We start from the raw sequence: 14,511 nt of genomic DNA, 5'->3' as shown, positions 1-14,511 counted from the left end.
AGGGGGGAGGGCATTGCGATCTTGTCGGCGTCCGAGGCCGTGCAGGGGGACGAGCGCGAAATACCTCTCGGACGCAAGCGCAACTATCCGACGGCATATCGACCTACAGCCAGGCTTGGACGATTGCATTTCAGTTAAGCCTGCCACCGAAATTCCTGCGAAAAGCCGCCGCATCGGGACGAATCGCGTGACGGCCGCGGAGATCCCGATCACCGCTCAACGGTTCCCGCTGTTCGATGAGCGCACTTGACGGCGATCAATCCGGAAAAACCCGATGACCCACGGTCCGGACTATGGGCCGCCGAATGAGTCGATACATCCGCGGATCGATCGATTGAACGATCTTCCCTGGTCCTGAATTCCGAATATAACAGCCGAACGGTTTGCAGAAACGAAATGCGATCAAGAAAAAGGCGCGGCCGACGGCCGCGCCTTTTTTTGATCTTTCTATGCTCTCTTTTGCTCATTCCCGACTGTTATTGATCGCCTCGCGGCGACCCGGCCGGGAGCGTCAGGAGCGCTTGGCGCGCGACGCCGCGCGGGCCCGCTCCTGCTGGTTCAGCACCACCTTGCGGATGCGCACCGTCTCCGGGGTGACCTCGACGCACTCGTCCTCGCGGCAGAACTCCAGGGCCTGCTCGAGCGACAGCTTGCGCGGCGGGATGAGCTTCTCGGTCTCGTCCGCGGTGGACGAGCGCATGTTCGTGAGCTTCTTCTCCTTGGTGATGTTCACGTCCATGTCGTCGGAGCGCGAGTTCTCGCCGACGATCATGCCTTCGTACACCTCGACGGTCGGCTCGATGAACAGCGTGCCGCGCTCCTGGAGGTTGGTCATCGCGAACGCGGTCACCACGCCGGACCGGTCCGCCACCAGCGAGCCGTTGTTGCGGGTGCGCAGCTCGCCGACCCACGGCTCGTAGCCCTCGTGGATGCTGTGCGCGATGCCGGTGCCGCGGGTCTCGGTCAGGAACTCGGTGCGGAAGCCGATGAGGCCGCGAGCCGGGACCACGAACTCCATGCGGATCCAGCCGGTGCCGTGGTTCGTCATGGTCTCCATGCGGCCCTTGCGGCTCGCCAGGAGCTGGGTGATCGCGCCCAGGTACTCCTCGGGCGAGTCGATGGTCAGGCGCTCGAACGGCTCGTGCACCTTGCCGTTGATCTCCTTGGTGACCACCTGCGGCTTGCCGACGGTCAGCTCGAAGCCCTCACGGCGCATCTGCTCGACGAGGATCGCCAGCGCCAGCTCGCCGCGGCCCTGGACCTCCCACGCGTCGGGGCGCTCGGTCGGCAGGACCCGCATCGACACGTTGCCGACCAGTTCCTTGTCGAGGCGGTCCTTCACCAGGCGCGCGGTGACCTTGTGGCCCTTGCCCCCCTTGCCGACCAGCGGCGAGGTGTTGGTGCCGATGGTCATCGAGATGGCCGGCTCGTCGACGGTGATGAGCGGCAGCGGACGCGGGTCCTCCGGGTCGGCGATGGTGTCGCCGATCATGATCTCCGGGATGCCGGCGATCGCGATGATGTCGCCGGGGCCGGCCTCCTCGGCCGGCTTGCGCTCCAGCGCGTCCGTCATCAGCAGCTCGGTGATGCGGACCCGCTCGATCGTGCCGTCGTGGCGGCACCAGGCGGCCTGCTGGCCCTTCTTGATGGTGCCGTTGTGCACGCGGCACAGGGCGATACGGCCGAGGAAGTTCGACGCGTCGAGGTTGGTGACGTGCGCCTGGAGCGGCGCGCCCTCGTCGTACGTCGGCGCCGCGATGGTGTCCAGGATGGTCTGGAAGAACGGCTGCAGGTCCTTGTTGTCCGGCGTGCCGCCGTTGTCCGGGCGGTTCAGCGACGCCATGCCGTCGCGGGCGCACGCGTAGACGATCGGGAACTCGATCTGCTCCTCGGTGGCGTCGAGGTCCATGAACAGCTCGTACGTCTCGTCGACGACCTCGGCGATCCGGGCGTCGGGCCGGTCGACCTTGTTGATGCACAGGATGACCGGCATCTTCGCGGACAGCGCCTTGCGCAGCACGAAGCGCGTCTGCGGCAGCGGGCCCTCGGACGCGTCGACCAGCAGCACGACGCCGTCCACCATCGACAGGCCGCGCTCCACCTCGCCGCCGAAGTCGGCGTGGCCGGGGGTGTCGATGATGTTGATGGTGATCGGGTCGCCGCCGTCCGCGGGGTGGTACTTCACCGCGGTGTTCTTGGCGAGGATCGTGATGCCCTTCTCGCGCTCCAGGTCGTTCGAGTCCATGACCCGGTCGTCGACGTGCTGGTGCGCGCCGAAGGCGCCGGCCTGCTTGAGCATGGCGTCGACGAGGGTGGTCTTCCCGTGGTCGACGTGGGCGACGATGGCGACGTTGCGGATGTCGTTGCGCGTGGGCATGCGGGTCTTTGGCTTCCGTTGGGCTCGGGACGTCGCATCCGCGAGGCACGTGTCGTCCGGTTCCGCCGGATATGCCGGGATGCCAGCCGGGCCGGTCCGCCGCGGCACTCCCCATGGTACGGGGCGCGGGGGTCGGGCCTGGGTCGGCGGCGGGCTCCGAGACCGCGCGGGGACGCCGCCGCCGCACGGGAAACCGGGGCGACCCGGCAGAATCGTCTCTGTGAGCGATTCCTTCAGCGAGCGGATGCGGCGGCGGTGGGCACGGCGGCGGGACGACTCCGACGCCGCGTTCGGGACGCCGGGCGGCGCGCCGGACGCGGGCGGCGGCGGTTTCGGCGGCGGGCCGTTCGGCGGGTCCGGGGCGGACGCGCCGGGGGCGGGCGGGAATCCGTTCGGGCCGGGCGCCGAAGCGCCGGAGCCGGGGTTGGCGGGCGCGCTGCCCGGCGAGCACGAGACCACCACGCGGGCCCGGCTGCTGCACGAGCGGCTGCGCGAGGCCTACGCGGCCGGGGACGTGGCGACGGTGTCGCAGCTCGCCGACCTGATGCCGGACGGGCCGTCGGCGCAGCCGTACCGCGCGTACGGCCAGGTGCTGGCCGCCGAGGCGCGCGCCGACGACGCGCTGGCGGTGGAGCTGGCCCGCGGATTCCTGGAGCGGCTGCACCCGGCGGACCACGAGTGGGAGACGGCGCGCACGCTCTTCGGCGAGGTCGCCGTCCAGGCACTGGTCATGGGCGCCGTCCCGCTGGCCGGAAACCTGGCCGCCGCGGAGGACGCGCTCCGGCAGACCGACTACATGCTGCACCCCTCCGGCGCGCTCCTGAAGTTCGCCGAGGAGGAGGAAGGCCACCCGCTCCTGCTGGTCCTGCACGGCAAGCCGGAAAAGGCGGTCCGCGCCGCCCGCCGCGAAGTCCGCGCGGAAAAGCGCGGCACCCGCGCGGGCTACGCCGACGCGCTGTGCACCTACGCCTTGGCCGCGTGCGCGGCGGGCGACATCGACGCGGCCCGCGAAGCCCTGGCCGAAGCCGACCGCGCCCTCCCGGGCCGCCCGCGCGTCACGGCGACCAGGGCGCGAATCGAGACAAGCCCCGCGGCGACGATGCGGGAGGAATAGCGAGGTCGTCGGCCGACCGCCGGGCAACCAAACCGTGCGGTCGGCCGACCGGACGATCTTGAATTCCTTGATCGGGAATTCATGATCGAATAAACCGGCGCCGTCATTCGATCCGCGCCGGTCGCATTCCGCAGCGATCCCCGCCCCCGCCGGAAATCCGCGCGCGGCCGCGAAAAAGATCCACAGAGTACTTTCCAACCAATCATGGATCGCGCCACACTTCCGGGGTTCGCACCGCGAGCGGCCGCCGGCGTGATCCGGCATGCCCGCGTACGAAAATGCACGTCCGCAACACCGACCAACCGGTCCCCCGACGGCGCGGGACCGGCGACCAGGGGGTGAGCGCGCGACATGACGGCGATCGTGGACTACGACCTGACCCGGGCCCGGCGCAAGCTGGACGAACTCGACCGGGTCCTCAGGTCGGTGAAGAACCGGATGGGGAACACGCTGGACGTGCGCCGCGTATGCGGTGACGTCGACCGGCTGAAGGATTCCCTCGACCTGCTGTGCGAACACGCGCCGCCCGCGGGCCCGTCCGAGCCGCGCGAAGACGCTCCCTCACCACTCGAACCGCTTCCCGAAGTGCCGTACGACCCCGCCCTGTTCGCCGACGCGGACGACGAGGGCATCGGCGGCATGCGGCCCCAGCGGACGTAGCGGGGCACGCACCCACAGAGGACGACCGTCAGCCGAGAAGGGCACCCACGCATGGCCACCGGCACCGCCGCGCCCGGAAGGGCGCAGATCAAGGAACGGCACCTCCGTACGGACCGCTGGTGGCTGGCCCCGGCCGTCACCGTGACGATCCTGGTCGCGTTCATCATCTACTCGACCTGGCGGGCCTTCGCGAACGCCGACTACTTCGCCGAACCGTACGTCTCGCCGTTCTATTCGCCATGCCTGGCGGAAAACTGCGACAGCATGCCGATGAGCGCCAACGTCCCGGTCTTCGGGGACTGGTGGCGACTGTCCCCGGCGCTGATCGTGCTGATCTTCCCGCTCGGCTTCCGCCTCACCTGCTACTACTACCGCAAGGCCTACTACCGCGGCTTCTGGGCGTCGCCGTCCGCGTGCGCGGTGCCCGAGCCGCGTTCGAAGTACAGCGGCGAGACGAAGTTCCCGCTGATCGTCCAGAACATCCACCGCTACTTCCTGTACTTCGCGATCCTCGTCGGCGGCATCCTCACCTGGGACGTGATCATCGCCTTCCGCGACGAGCACGGCGCGTGGGGGCACATGGGCCTCGGCACCCTGGTGCTGCTCGCCAACGTCACCCTGATCTGGGCGTACACGCTCTCCTGCCACTCGTGCCGGCACATCGTCGGCGGGCGGCTCAAGCACTTCTCCAAGCACCCTGTGCGGTACCGCTACTGGCAGCTCGTCAGCCGCCTGAACGTGCGCCACATGCAGCTGGCGTGGGCGTCGCTGTTCAGCGTCGCGATCGCGGACCTGTACGTGTACCTGGTCGCGTCCGGCGCGTTCGACGACCCGCGCTTCTTCTGAGTCCGCATGTGAGTCATCCACGTACCGGGAAAGGCACCGAGCTTTCATGTCCAAAGAAGTGGAACGGCACAGCTACGACGTCGTCGTGATCGGGGCCGGCGGCGCCGGACTCCGGGCGGCGATCGAGGCGCGGATGCAGGGCAAGCGTACGGCGGTCATCTGCAAGTCCCTGTTCGGCAAAGCCCACACGGTCATGGCCGAGGGCGGCATCGCGGCCTCGATGGGCAACGTCAACAGCAACGACAACTGGCAGGTGCACTTCCGCGACACGATGCGCGGCGGCAAGTTCCTCAACCTGTGGCGCATGGCCGAATTGCATGCCAAGGAAGCCCCGGACCGGGTCTGGGAGCTGGAGTCGTGGGGCGCGCTCTTCGACCGCACCCAGGACGGCCGGATCAGCCAGCGCAACTTCGGCGGCCACGAGTACCCGCGCCTCGCGCACGTCGGCGACCGCACCGGCCTGGAGCTGATCCGCACGCTCCAGCAGAAGATCGTCGCCCTCCAGCAGGAGGACTTCAAGGAGCACGGCGACTACGAGGCCCGCCTGAAGGTCTTCCAGGAGGCCACCGTCACGCGCCTGCTGACCGTGCCGGACGCGGGCAGCGAGACCGGCAACCGGATCACCGGCGCGTTCGGCTACTGGCGCGAGTCGGGCCGGTTCGTGGTCTTCGAGGCGCCCGCGATCGTGCTGGCGACCGGCGGCATCGGGAAGTCGTTCAAGGTCACCTCGAACTCGTGGGAGTACACCGGCGACGGCCAGGCGCTCGCGCTGCTGGCCGGCGCCTCGCTGGTCAACATGGAGTTCGTGCAGTTCCACCCGACGGGCATGGTCTGGCCGCCGAGTGTGAAGGGCATCCTGGTCACCGAATCGGTGCGCGGCGACGGCGGGGTGCTGCGCAACTCCGAGGGCAAGCGCTTCATGTTCGACTACATCCCGGACGTGTTCAAGGAGAAGTACGCGAAGTCCGAGGAGGAAGGCGACCGCTGGTACACCGACCCGGACAACAACCGGCGCCCGCCGGAGCTGCTGCCCCGCGACGAGGTGGCCCGCGCCATCAACTCCGAGGTCAAGGCGGGCCGCGGCACTCCGCACGGCGGTGTGTACCTGGACGTGTCGACCCGCCTGCCCGCGGACGTCATCCGGCGCAAACTCCCTTCCATGCACCACCAGTTCAAGGAACTCGCGGACGTCGACATCACCGCCGAGCCGATGGAGGTCGGCCCGACCTGCCACTACGTGATGGGCGGCATCGAGGTCGACCCGGACACCGCCGCAACACCCGGCGTGCTGGGCCTGTTCGCGGCCGGCGAGGTGGCCGGCGGCATGCACGGCAGCAACCGGCTCGGCGGAAACTCGCTGTCCGACCTGCTGGTGTTCGGCCGTCGTGCCGGGCTGTACGCGGCCAAGTACGTCGACGAGTTGGGCGAGGAGCGCCGCGACGTCGCCGAAGAGCAGCTCGACGAGGCCGCCGCGGAGGCACTCGCGCCGTTCGGCAACGAAGGCGCGGAGAACCCGTATTCGGTCCACCAGGAACTCCAGCAGACGATGAACGACCTCGTCGGCATCATCCGCCGCGAAGGCGAGATGGCCGAGGCGCTCACCCGCCTGGAGGAGCTGAAGGAGCGCGCCGCCAAGGCGGGTGTCGAAGGCCACCGGCAGTTCAACCCCGGCTGGCACCTGGCGATCGACCTGCGGAACATGCTGCTGGTCTCCGAGTGCATCGCGAAAGCGGCGCTGGAGCGGCAGGAGAGCCGCGGCGGGCACACTCGCGAGGACCACCCCGGCATGTCCGCGGAGTGGCGCCAGGTCCTGCTGACCTGCACCCTCGCCGCGGACGGCGGGCACGTCGACCTGGTGCGGCGCTCGCCCGAGCCGATGCGTGCCGACCTGCTCGCGCTGTTCGAGCGCGACGAGCTGATGAAGTACCTGACCGACGCCGAACTGCCCGCCGACGCGCAGGCCGAGACCACGCGAGCGGACGCGGAAGAGGAAGGCAACTGATGTCGTACAAAGCGAACTTCCGCGTCTGGCGCGGCGACGCGGACGGCGGCGAGCTCCGCGACTACACGGTGGAGGTGAACGAGGGCGAGGTCGTCCTCGACATCATCCACCGCCTCCAGGCCACCCAGGCGCCCGATCTCGCGGTGCGCTGGAACTGCAAAGCCGGCAAGTGCGGTTCGTGCAGCGCGGAGATCAACGGGCGACCGCGGCTGCTGTGCATGACGCGCATGAGCACGTTCACCGAGGAAGAGACCATCACCGTCACGCCCATGCGGACGTTCCCGGTGACCCGCGACCTGGTGACCGACGTGTCGTTCAACTACGCCAAGGCCCGCGAAGTCCCGTCGTTCACCCCGCCGGAGGGGCTGGAACCCGGCGAGTACCGCATGCAGCAGGTGGACGTCGAGCGCTCGCAGGAATTTCGCAAGTGCATCGAGTGCTTCCTGTGCCAGAACACCTGCCACGTGATCCGCGACTTCGAGGACAACAAGCCGGCGTTCTCCGGGCCCCGGTTCCTCATGCGGATCGCCGAGCTGGACATGCACCCGCTCGACGTGGCCGACCGGCAGAAGGCCGCCCAGGAGGAACACGGCCTGGGCTACTGCAACATCACCAAGTGCTGCACCGAGGTGTGCCCCGAGCACATCAAGATCACCGACAACGCGCTGATCCCGATGAAGGAGCGCGTCGCCGACCGCAAGTACGACCCGCTGGTGTGGCTCGGCAACAAGATCCGCCGCCGCTCCAGCTGACCGCACTCCCCCACGCGGGGCCCGCGGTCACCCGGCCGGATCGTCGTCCGCCGGGTCGGGCAAAGGCAGTTCGAACCACACGATCTTGCCGTGCCCGGCCCGGCGGCTGCCCCAGCGGTCCGCCAGCGTCGTGACCAGTTGCATCCCGCGGCCGCCCTCGTCGGTGTCCCGCGCCTCGCGCAGCCGGGGCAGGCTCGGCACGGCGTCCGCCACCTCGCACAGCAGGTTCCGCCCGCGCAGCAGCCGGAGCCGGATCGGACCGGCGCCGTACCGCAGCGCGTTGGTGACCAGCTCGCTCACCAGCAGCTCGGCGATGTCGACGAGCGATTCGAGATCCCAGTCGTGCAGGGTCTTGCGGGTCAGTTCGCGGGCGCGCGCGACGACCGGCGGCTCGGCGGGCAGCCACCACGACGCCACCGCGTTCGACGGCAGCGCGTCCAGCCGGGCCATCAGCAACGCGACGTCGTCGAAACCGAGTTCCTTGTGCAGCGAGGAAATGACCGCGTCGGACGCCTCCTCCAGCGGCCCGTGGTGCTGCGCGATCGCGTCGCACAGCAGCCCGATGCCGGTGTCCAGGTCGCGTTCCCGGGTCTCCACCAAGCCGTCGGTGTAGAGCACGAGCAGGCTGCCCGGCTCGACGGACAGCTCCTTCTGCTCGAACGGCACCCCGCCCACGCCCAGCACCGCGCCCGACGGCGGATCCACGACGATCGGCAGCCCCCCGGGTGACACCAGCACCGGCGGAAGATGCCCGGCGGAGGCGAACTCGCAGGTCCGGGCGACCGGGTCGTAGACCACGTATACGCAGGTGGCGTAGTGGAGTTCGCCGAGGCTCGCGACGATGTCGTCGAGATGTCCCATCACCTCGGCGGGCGGCAGGTCGAGGCCCGCGAGCGTGCGCACGGCGGTGCGCAACTGCCCCATCACCGCAGCGGCGTGCACGCCGTGGCCCATGACGTCTCCGACCACCAGCCCGATGCGTCCGCCGGACAGCGGCAGCACGTCGAACCAGTCGCCGCCGACTTCGGTGACCAGGCTGCCCGGCAGGTAGCGGTAGGCGACCGCGACGCCCGGGATCTCCGGCAGCTCCTGCGGCAGCAGGCTGCGCTGGAGCATCACCGCGGTGTCCCGCTGGCGGTGGTAGAGCCGCGCGTTGTCCACCGACACCGCGGCACGGGCGCCGAGTTCGGTGGCGAGCGTCAGGTCGTCCGGGTCGAACGCGGGGCGGCCCTCGCCGCGGCCCAGCAGCAGCGTGCCGAGCACGATGCCGCGGGCGCTCAGCGGCACCACCATGAGGGTGTGGACGCCGAGCACGCGGGCGGATTCGGCGCGGCCGGTGTCCCGGATCAGCTCCTCGTACATGTCGTCCTGGATGTTCTGCACCAGGTACGAGCCGCCGCTGCGCAGGCACCGCCCGAACGTCGAGTCGGCGGAGTACACCAGCCGCGAGCCCTGTTCGAGGAGTTCGTCAGTGTACCGGCCCGGCCGGGCGCCGCGCGAGGCCGCCCGGTACATGACGGTCTGGTCGCCGTGCACGCCGGACGGCAGCTCCTCGCCGATCATCACGGCTTCGAGCAGGTCGACGGCGGCCAGGTCGGCGAATCCCGGCACCACGGAGGCGGCGAGCTCCTCGGCGATGCGCGGGATGTCCAGCGTCGCGCCGATCCGGGTGCCGGCCTCGTTGAGCAGCGCGAGCCGTTTGCGGGCCGCGTCGACCTTGACCATCGCATAGTGCCGCTCGGTCACGTCGATGAGCGAGCAGCTCACCCCGAGGGTCTTCCCGCCCTGTGCCTGAAGGCGGTTGTAGGACATCGACCAGACCGTCCGGGGGCCGCCGTCGGCCGGGATCGGGCCGAAGATGCGCGAGTCCACGACGGGTTCGCCGGTGTCCAGCACGCGCTGCTGGATCGTGCGTACGCGCGCGGTGTCGATGCCCGGCATCACGTCGGCGATCGTCTTGCCGATGTGGTCGGAGACCGGGACGCCGTCCATCGCCGCGAGGGCCTCGTTCGCCGCGACGTACTTCAGGTCGGTGTCGAAGATCCCCACGCCGATCGGCGACTGGTCGAACAGCGCCTGCCGGATCGCCAGGTCCGACTCGACCCGGTGCAGCGCGTCCGCCTCGACGGAGGTGATGAGCACCGAGCTGTTGCCCTCGGCGTCGGTCACGAACGCCGACCGGGACTCGAAGTCGTGGACGCTGCCGTCCGCCTTGCGCATCCGGTATGTACTGCCGATCAGCTCGGCGTCCATCATCTGCCGGGTGATCGTGTCGCCGCGTTCCGGGGTCAGCGGCGGGTCGAGCAGGTCGCCCGCCCACGTGCCGAGGACTTCCTCGCGGGTGTACCCGAACAGCTCCTCGGCGGAGCGGCTCCACATGGTGATCAAGCCGTCGGCGTTCAGCACCCACGTGGCGCTGGGCACGAGGTCGTACAGGGTTCCGGGCGCCACCGAGTTGGGGGTGGTGCCCCCGGGAGGCCCCTCGCCGCTCTGCCCCTGATCCATGGACCGCGGATCCCTCACGTCGCCGGTTTCGTTGGTGTCGAGAAGCCGCTTCCCCGATTCGCGGCTTTTTCACGCCTTTTGCGAGCCTGGCCGGAGTACACCCGGCCGGTCAGCCGCCGCGGTGCGCGGCCATGAGGCGCGCCACCACCGGGACCGCATCGCGGTCCTGCGGCAGCCACGCCACGTCGTCCAGTTCGCCGGGGCCCAGCCAGCGCAGTTCGGAGTGGTCTTCCAGCGGCTCCGGCTCCGGTTGGCCGCGGAGCAGCTCGGCGTGCCACAGGTGCAGGACATAGCCCGGGTTGAGCGGCCAGCTGCCGGAGAGCCGGCGCACCGCGCGGACCTCGACGCCCAGCTCCTCGCGGCATTCGCGGACCACGGTGACGTCCTCGGTCTCGCCGGGTTCGAGCTTGCCGCCCGGGAACTCCCAGCCGCCGGCCAGGTGCGCGGGTGCGCTGCGGCGGGCCGCAAGGACCTTGCCGCCGTGCAGGATCGCCGCGCCGACGACCACGATCAGGCCGTCTTCACGGGCGGGGTCTCCGGCGGCCTCCGGGCCTCCGGTGCGCGGGCGGTCGGTCATGCCGGACCACTTTACGGCTTCCGGGGCCGTTGGGGGGTCTTGGCGGGATACCGGCGCTGTCCCGGTTCCGCAGCCCGGGGCAATCGGGGTGCGCGGGTGCCCCGCGTGGAGTCTTGACGTGCGGGCGCGCGCGTACCAGCGTCGTCGGCATGCCGGAACTCCTGACTGACATCGCACTCACCGTCGCCGTCAACGACCTGGACGGCTGGACGGGCGACCGCAAGGCGATCCGCCGGACCGTGGAAGCGCCCGACTTCCCGACCGCGATCCGCATCGTCGACACCGTCGCGATCGCCGCCGAGGACATGAACCACCACCCGGACATCGACATCCGCTGGCGGAACCTGCACTTCCTGCTCACCACCCACGACGCCGGCGGGGTGACCGAACTCGACACCCGGCTGGCCGCCAACATCGACGCGATCGTGCGGGACTTCGGCGGGAAGTGACGCGGTCGGCGCGCCGCGGGATTATTTTCCGGATAAGCGGGATAAAAGGGACGTCACGTGTCTTCCCGTCGAGACCTCCGGAGTGACGCCGCCGTGCCGCACCGCCGAATCCGCAAGGCGCTCGCCGCCGCGCTTCTGGTCATCGCCCCCGCCCTCGCGCTCGCCGGCTGCGGCGCCGGCAACGACGCGGAAACCCTGCAGATCGCGCCGGACACCCCCGCCACCACCCTCGGCTCGCTCAAAGTGCAGAACGTCGTGCTGGTCAGCCCCGCGGTGGGCCGCGGCGGGCCGCTCGCCGTCACCGGGTCGATCTACAACGGCGGGACAGCGCCGGACCAGCTCCAGCAGGTCACCGTCAACGAACTGCCGCAGCCGGCCGTGTTCACGCCCACCCCGCAGCGGCCCGAGATGCGCATCGGCCCGAACGAGTCGCTGCAGCTCGGCGGCCCGGGGAACGCCACCGCCGTGGTGCCGAACCCGGCCGACCTGGTGACGTCGGGCCAGTCCCGCCGCGTCACCTTCCGCTTCGCGCGGGAGGGCGAGGTCACGATGTGGGTGACGGTGCTGCCCGCGACCGGCATCTACGCGGGCTTCGGTCCGGTCGCCGCAATCGCGGGGCAGTAGAACCGGTAGGAGCCCTTGCAGGAGAGCGGCAGAAACCCGGCAGGGACCGAGGCCGCGCCTAGACCGGCGGGTACCAGACCTGCCCCTGGCTGTTGTCGCAGGTGCGGGCCCGCGGCACCGCACCCGTCCGGCCCGCACCGCCGCCGGTCCCCGCATCGAGGCAGGCGTTCCGGGAGCCGTTGACGATCCGGCCGGCGGCATCCGGGATCCACCGCTGCTCCGGTGTCCCGTCGCACTCGACCAGCGACAACGCGCCGTCGCGGCCGTTCTCCAGGCACAGGCCGGCGTGCACCAGCGTCCCGTCCGGCGGGCGCGACCAGCTCTGCGACGGCTGGGCGTTGCAGGTGCCCACGTTCGCGGCACGGGCTCCGTCGGGCCATTCCAGGCACAGCCCCGGCAGCGCCGAGGTCACGGCGCCGGAGGGGATGCCCGCGGCCGCGGAGAACGAGAAGGACTCGGTGGCGAGTCCCACGCCTCCGTCCCACACCTCGAAGCCCGCCTGCACCGCGCACAGCGCCGAATCGCCGGGGACGTAGCCGCGCTGCACGGCGTCGCGGGTGAACGCCCGCAGGTCGAGGTTCACCACCTCGTCGACCGGTGTGGTGAGTGCGTAGACGATGAGCGTGTGGCCGCCGCTGACCGGCTTCGGCGGCTCGTACACCGAGAACGACAGGGCCCCGACGCGGAGCGGGTCGGGCGCCAGCTTGCCCGACGGGTGCTTGTTGCGGCTGTCGATCCAGATCATCAGCTCGGCGCTGTCCGTGAACGAGCACTGGCCGGGCACCGAGCTGTACCAGAGGTCGTAGGAGGCGTTGTACGTCCCGGAGTCGACTGTGCGCGTGCGCCAACTGCTGGTCGCGTACTGGAGTTTGTCGACGCGGATCGGCAGCGGGCCGCCGGTCGGCGGGGTCGTGATGTGCGCGTAGGCGCCCGGCCCGCGCTGCGGGTCGACCACAGTCCGCCCGGTAACGCCGCTCTGGGTGATGCGGAAGTCCGCGCCGCCGCGGCTCTGCACGCACAACCCGCCGACCGCGTTCCACTCGTTCGGGTTGACCAGGTAGCGGCCGCTGTCGACGGTGCGGGCCGGGTGCCGGTTCTCCTGCGTCGAGCACAGGTCGCCGGGTTCGGGCATGACCTGCGCGACCGCCTTCGGCGGCGGCGCGGCGACGGCCTGCGGGGCGCGCACCTTTCCGGCCACGCGCGGCGGCATCAGGACCCAGACGGCCAGCACCGCGCCCAGCAGGGCCGCGGAGACCGCGCCGGCCGCGTAGGGGCGCGTGCGGGCGGCGCTCCACAGCCGGACGAGGCCTTTCCGGACTTCGTCCATGGGTCACCGCGCCTTGGTCGTGGTCTTGGTCCCCGTGGGCTTCGTCGGCTTCGTCGTGGACTTGGGGGGCTTGGTCGTCGGGGGCGCGGTGGTCGGGGCGGTGGTCCCCGTCGGGCCGGGCGAGCCGCCCGACGGGGACGGGTCCGAGGCAGGTTCGAGGCTGGTCAGGGGCTTGGCGTTGAAGGTCCACTTGACGTCGTACATCGGATCCTCCATGCCCTGCCGGTAGGCCGCCGCGGCATCCGGCGAGTTGGCGATCCGCCAGTCCGCCTCGCGTTCCTTGCGCGCCTCGTACCAGATGACGCCGATGATGTCCGGATCGCCCGGCAGCTGCCGGAACATCTCCTGGATCCACGACGCCTTCTTGTGGTCGAAGTCGACCGCGCCGGTCTCGGTGATGACGACCGGCCGGGACGTGAACTCGCGAAGCTGCCGGAGCGTGGGGCGGAAGATCTCGTCGAAGGACATGTACTTCTCCGCGCCCTTGGTGCCGTAGTAGCCGGAGAGGCCGATCCAGTCCACGTAGTCGTCGCCGGGGTACACGGATTTGAGCGGTGCGGCGTTCTCGTAGTCGCGGTTCGGGCTCCACACCCACGTCACGTCGGTGGCGCCGGCGCGCTCGAAGATGTCGTGCACGTGCCGCCACGCCTGGATGTACTGGTCGGCGGTGTTGCCGTTCGCCTGGACGGCCCACGGGTACCAGTAGCCGTTCATCTCGTGCGCGAACCGGATGCCGACCGGGTATCCGAGGTTCTTGATGCCGTTGGCCCACGTGGTGATGTAGTCGTCGAACTTGCCGGCGACGATGTTGGCGAGCGCGTACTCGGGCTGGTTGCCGCGCTGCATCTCGTCCCTGGACTCCTTGGTGAAGTCCCAGGGCTCCCAGGCCAGCAGCGGCATCATGCCGCGCTTCGCGACCTGGTCGAAGAGCCGCCGGTCGAACGTCGAGTCGGCCCAGCCCACGGAGAACTGCAGCACCTGCGGGTCGTGTCCCACGGCCTGCTGGAAGGCGTCCAGCGGCTCCAGGTCGTAGGAGCCGCGGGCGGTCATGATGCCGAGGAACTTCTTGCCCGGCTCGGGGAACCGGCTGATCGGCTCCATGGTGCGGCGCTGGCCGACCCACGGCGGGGGCGGCTGGTAGGTCGGGACCGGGCCCACACCGGGGCGCTCGTCCGTCGTCGCCTCGACATGGGCGAGCTTGGGGCCGATGACGAACGCGTAGGCCACCATCGAGCCGAGCAGCAGCAGGATCAGGACCCGGGGAAACGTGAGGCGCAT

General features: G+C 70.2%; 12 protein-coding genes. 7 read left to right on the top strand and 5 right to left on the bottom strand.

Translation table 11 applies throughout. The features are described from left to right. Positions 1-511: 511 nt before the first annotated feature. The gene (typA, locus tag ABEA93_RS14555) at positions 512-2,377 is read right to left on the bottom strand and encodes a translational GTPase TypA (protein WP_345675922.1); all 1,866 of its coding nucleotides are present in this window, start codon (positions 2,375-2,377) and stop codon (positions 512-514) included. 220 nt (positions 2,378-2,597) lie between these two features. Between typA and ABEA93_RS14550 the strand changes: the two genes are divergently transcribed. The 5 genes from ABEA93_RS14550 (at position 2,598) to ABEA93_RS14530 (ending at position 7,751) form a co-directional block, all read left to right on the top strand. Then, positions 2,598-3,491 (top strand): hypothetical protein, encoded by an 894-nt coding sequence (locus ABEA93_RS14550; RefSeq protein ID WP_345675921.1) that lies wholly within the window; start codon positions 2,598-2,600, stop codon positions 3,489-3,491. 351 nt (positions 3,492-3,842) lie between these two features. Beyond that, entirely contained in the window at positions 3,843-4,151 is a 309-nt protein-coding gene (locus tag ABEA93_RS14545; RefSeq protein ID WP_345675920.1) for a hypothetical protein, read from the top strand. A gap of 51 nt (positions 4,152-4,202) precedes the next feature. Further along, entirely contained in the window at positions 4,203-4,997 is a 795-nt protein-coding gene (locus tag ABEA93_RS14540) for a hypothetical protein (protein WP_345675919.1), read from the top strand. 46 nt (positions 4,998-5,043) lie between these two features. Continuing rightward, positions 5,044-6,999, top strand: a complete 1,956-nt coding sequence (locus ABEA93_RS14535) for a fumarate reductase/succinate dehydrogenase flavoprotein subunit (RefSeq protein ID WP_345675918.1) — start codon at positions 5,044-5,046, stop codon at positions 6,997-6,999. Continuing rightward, the gene (locus ABEA93_RS14530; RefSeq protein WP_345675917.1) at positions 6,999-7,751 is read left to right on the top strand and encodes a succinate dehydrogenase/fumarate reductase iron-sulfur subunit; all 753 of its coding nucleotides are present in this window, start codon (positions 6,999-7,001) and stop codon (positions 7,749-7,751) included. The genes ABEA93_RS14535 and ABEA93_RS14530 overlap by 1 nt, the downstream gene beginning before the upstream one ends. Positions 7,752-7,778: 27 nt before the next feature. Here the strand turns inward: ABEA93_RS14530 and ABEA93_RS14525 are convergent, their stop codons facing one another. Then, positions 7,779-10,256 carry a SpoIIE family protein phosphatase gene (locus ABEA93_RS14525; RefSeq protein ID WP_345675916.1) on the bottom strand — a complete coding sequence of 826 codons (2,478 nt, stop codon included), beginning with the start codon at positions 10,254-10,256 and terminating at the stop codon, positions 7,779-7,781. Positions 10,257-10,365: 109 nt separating this feature from the next. Then, entirely contained in the window at positions 10,366-10,833 is a 468-nt protein-coding gene (locus ABEA93_RS14520) for a (deoxy)nucleoside triphosphate pyrophosphohydrolase (protein ID WP_345675915.1), read from the bottom strand. Positions 10,834-10,982: 149 nt separating this feature from the next. Between ABEA93_RS14520 and ABEA93_RS14515 the strand changes: the two genes are divergently transcribed. Next, complete coding sequence (locus tag ABEA93_RS14515; RefSeq protein WP_345675914.1) at positions 10,983-11,282, top strand: 4a-hydroxytetrahydrobiopterin dehydratase; 300 nt, start codon at positions 10,983-10,985, stop codon at positions 11,280-11,282. A 93-nt stretch (positions 11,283-11,375) separates the two neighbouring features. Further along, a complete protein-coding gene (locus tag ABEA93_RS14510) occupies positions 11,376-11,906 on the top strand; it encodes a DUF461 domain-containing protein (protein WP_345675913.1) in 531 nt (176 codons plus the stop codon). A gap of 58 nt (positions 11,907-11,964) precedes the next feature. Here ABEA93_RS14510 and ABEA93_RS14505 read toward each other — a convergent pair whose 3' ends face one another. Continuing rightward, positions 11,965-13,233 (bottom strand): GH12 family glycosyl hydrolase domain-containing protein, encoded by a 1,269-nt coding sequence (locus ABEA93_RS14505; protein WP_345675912.1) that lies wholly within the window; start codon positions 13,231-13,233, stop codon positions 11,965-11,967. Between the two features lie 3 nt (positions 13,234-13,236). Further along, positions 13,237-14,511: a glycoside hydrolase family 26 protein gene (locus tag ABEA93_RS14500; RefSeq protein ID WP_345675911.1), complete on the bottom strand. Its 1,275-nt coding sequence runs from the start codon at positions 14,509-14,511 to the stop codon at positions 13,237-13,239.

The organism is Yinghuangia aomiensis (assembly GCF_039542225.1).
Lineage (GTDB): Bacteria > Actinomycetota > Actinomycetes > Streptomycetales > Streptomycetaceae > Yinghuangia > Yinghuangia aomiensis.
Note: the sequence above shows the minus strand (reverse complement) of the source record. Positions and strands in the feature narration are given on the sequence as shown.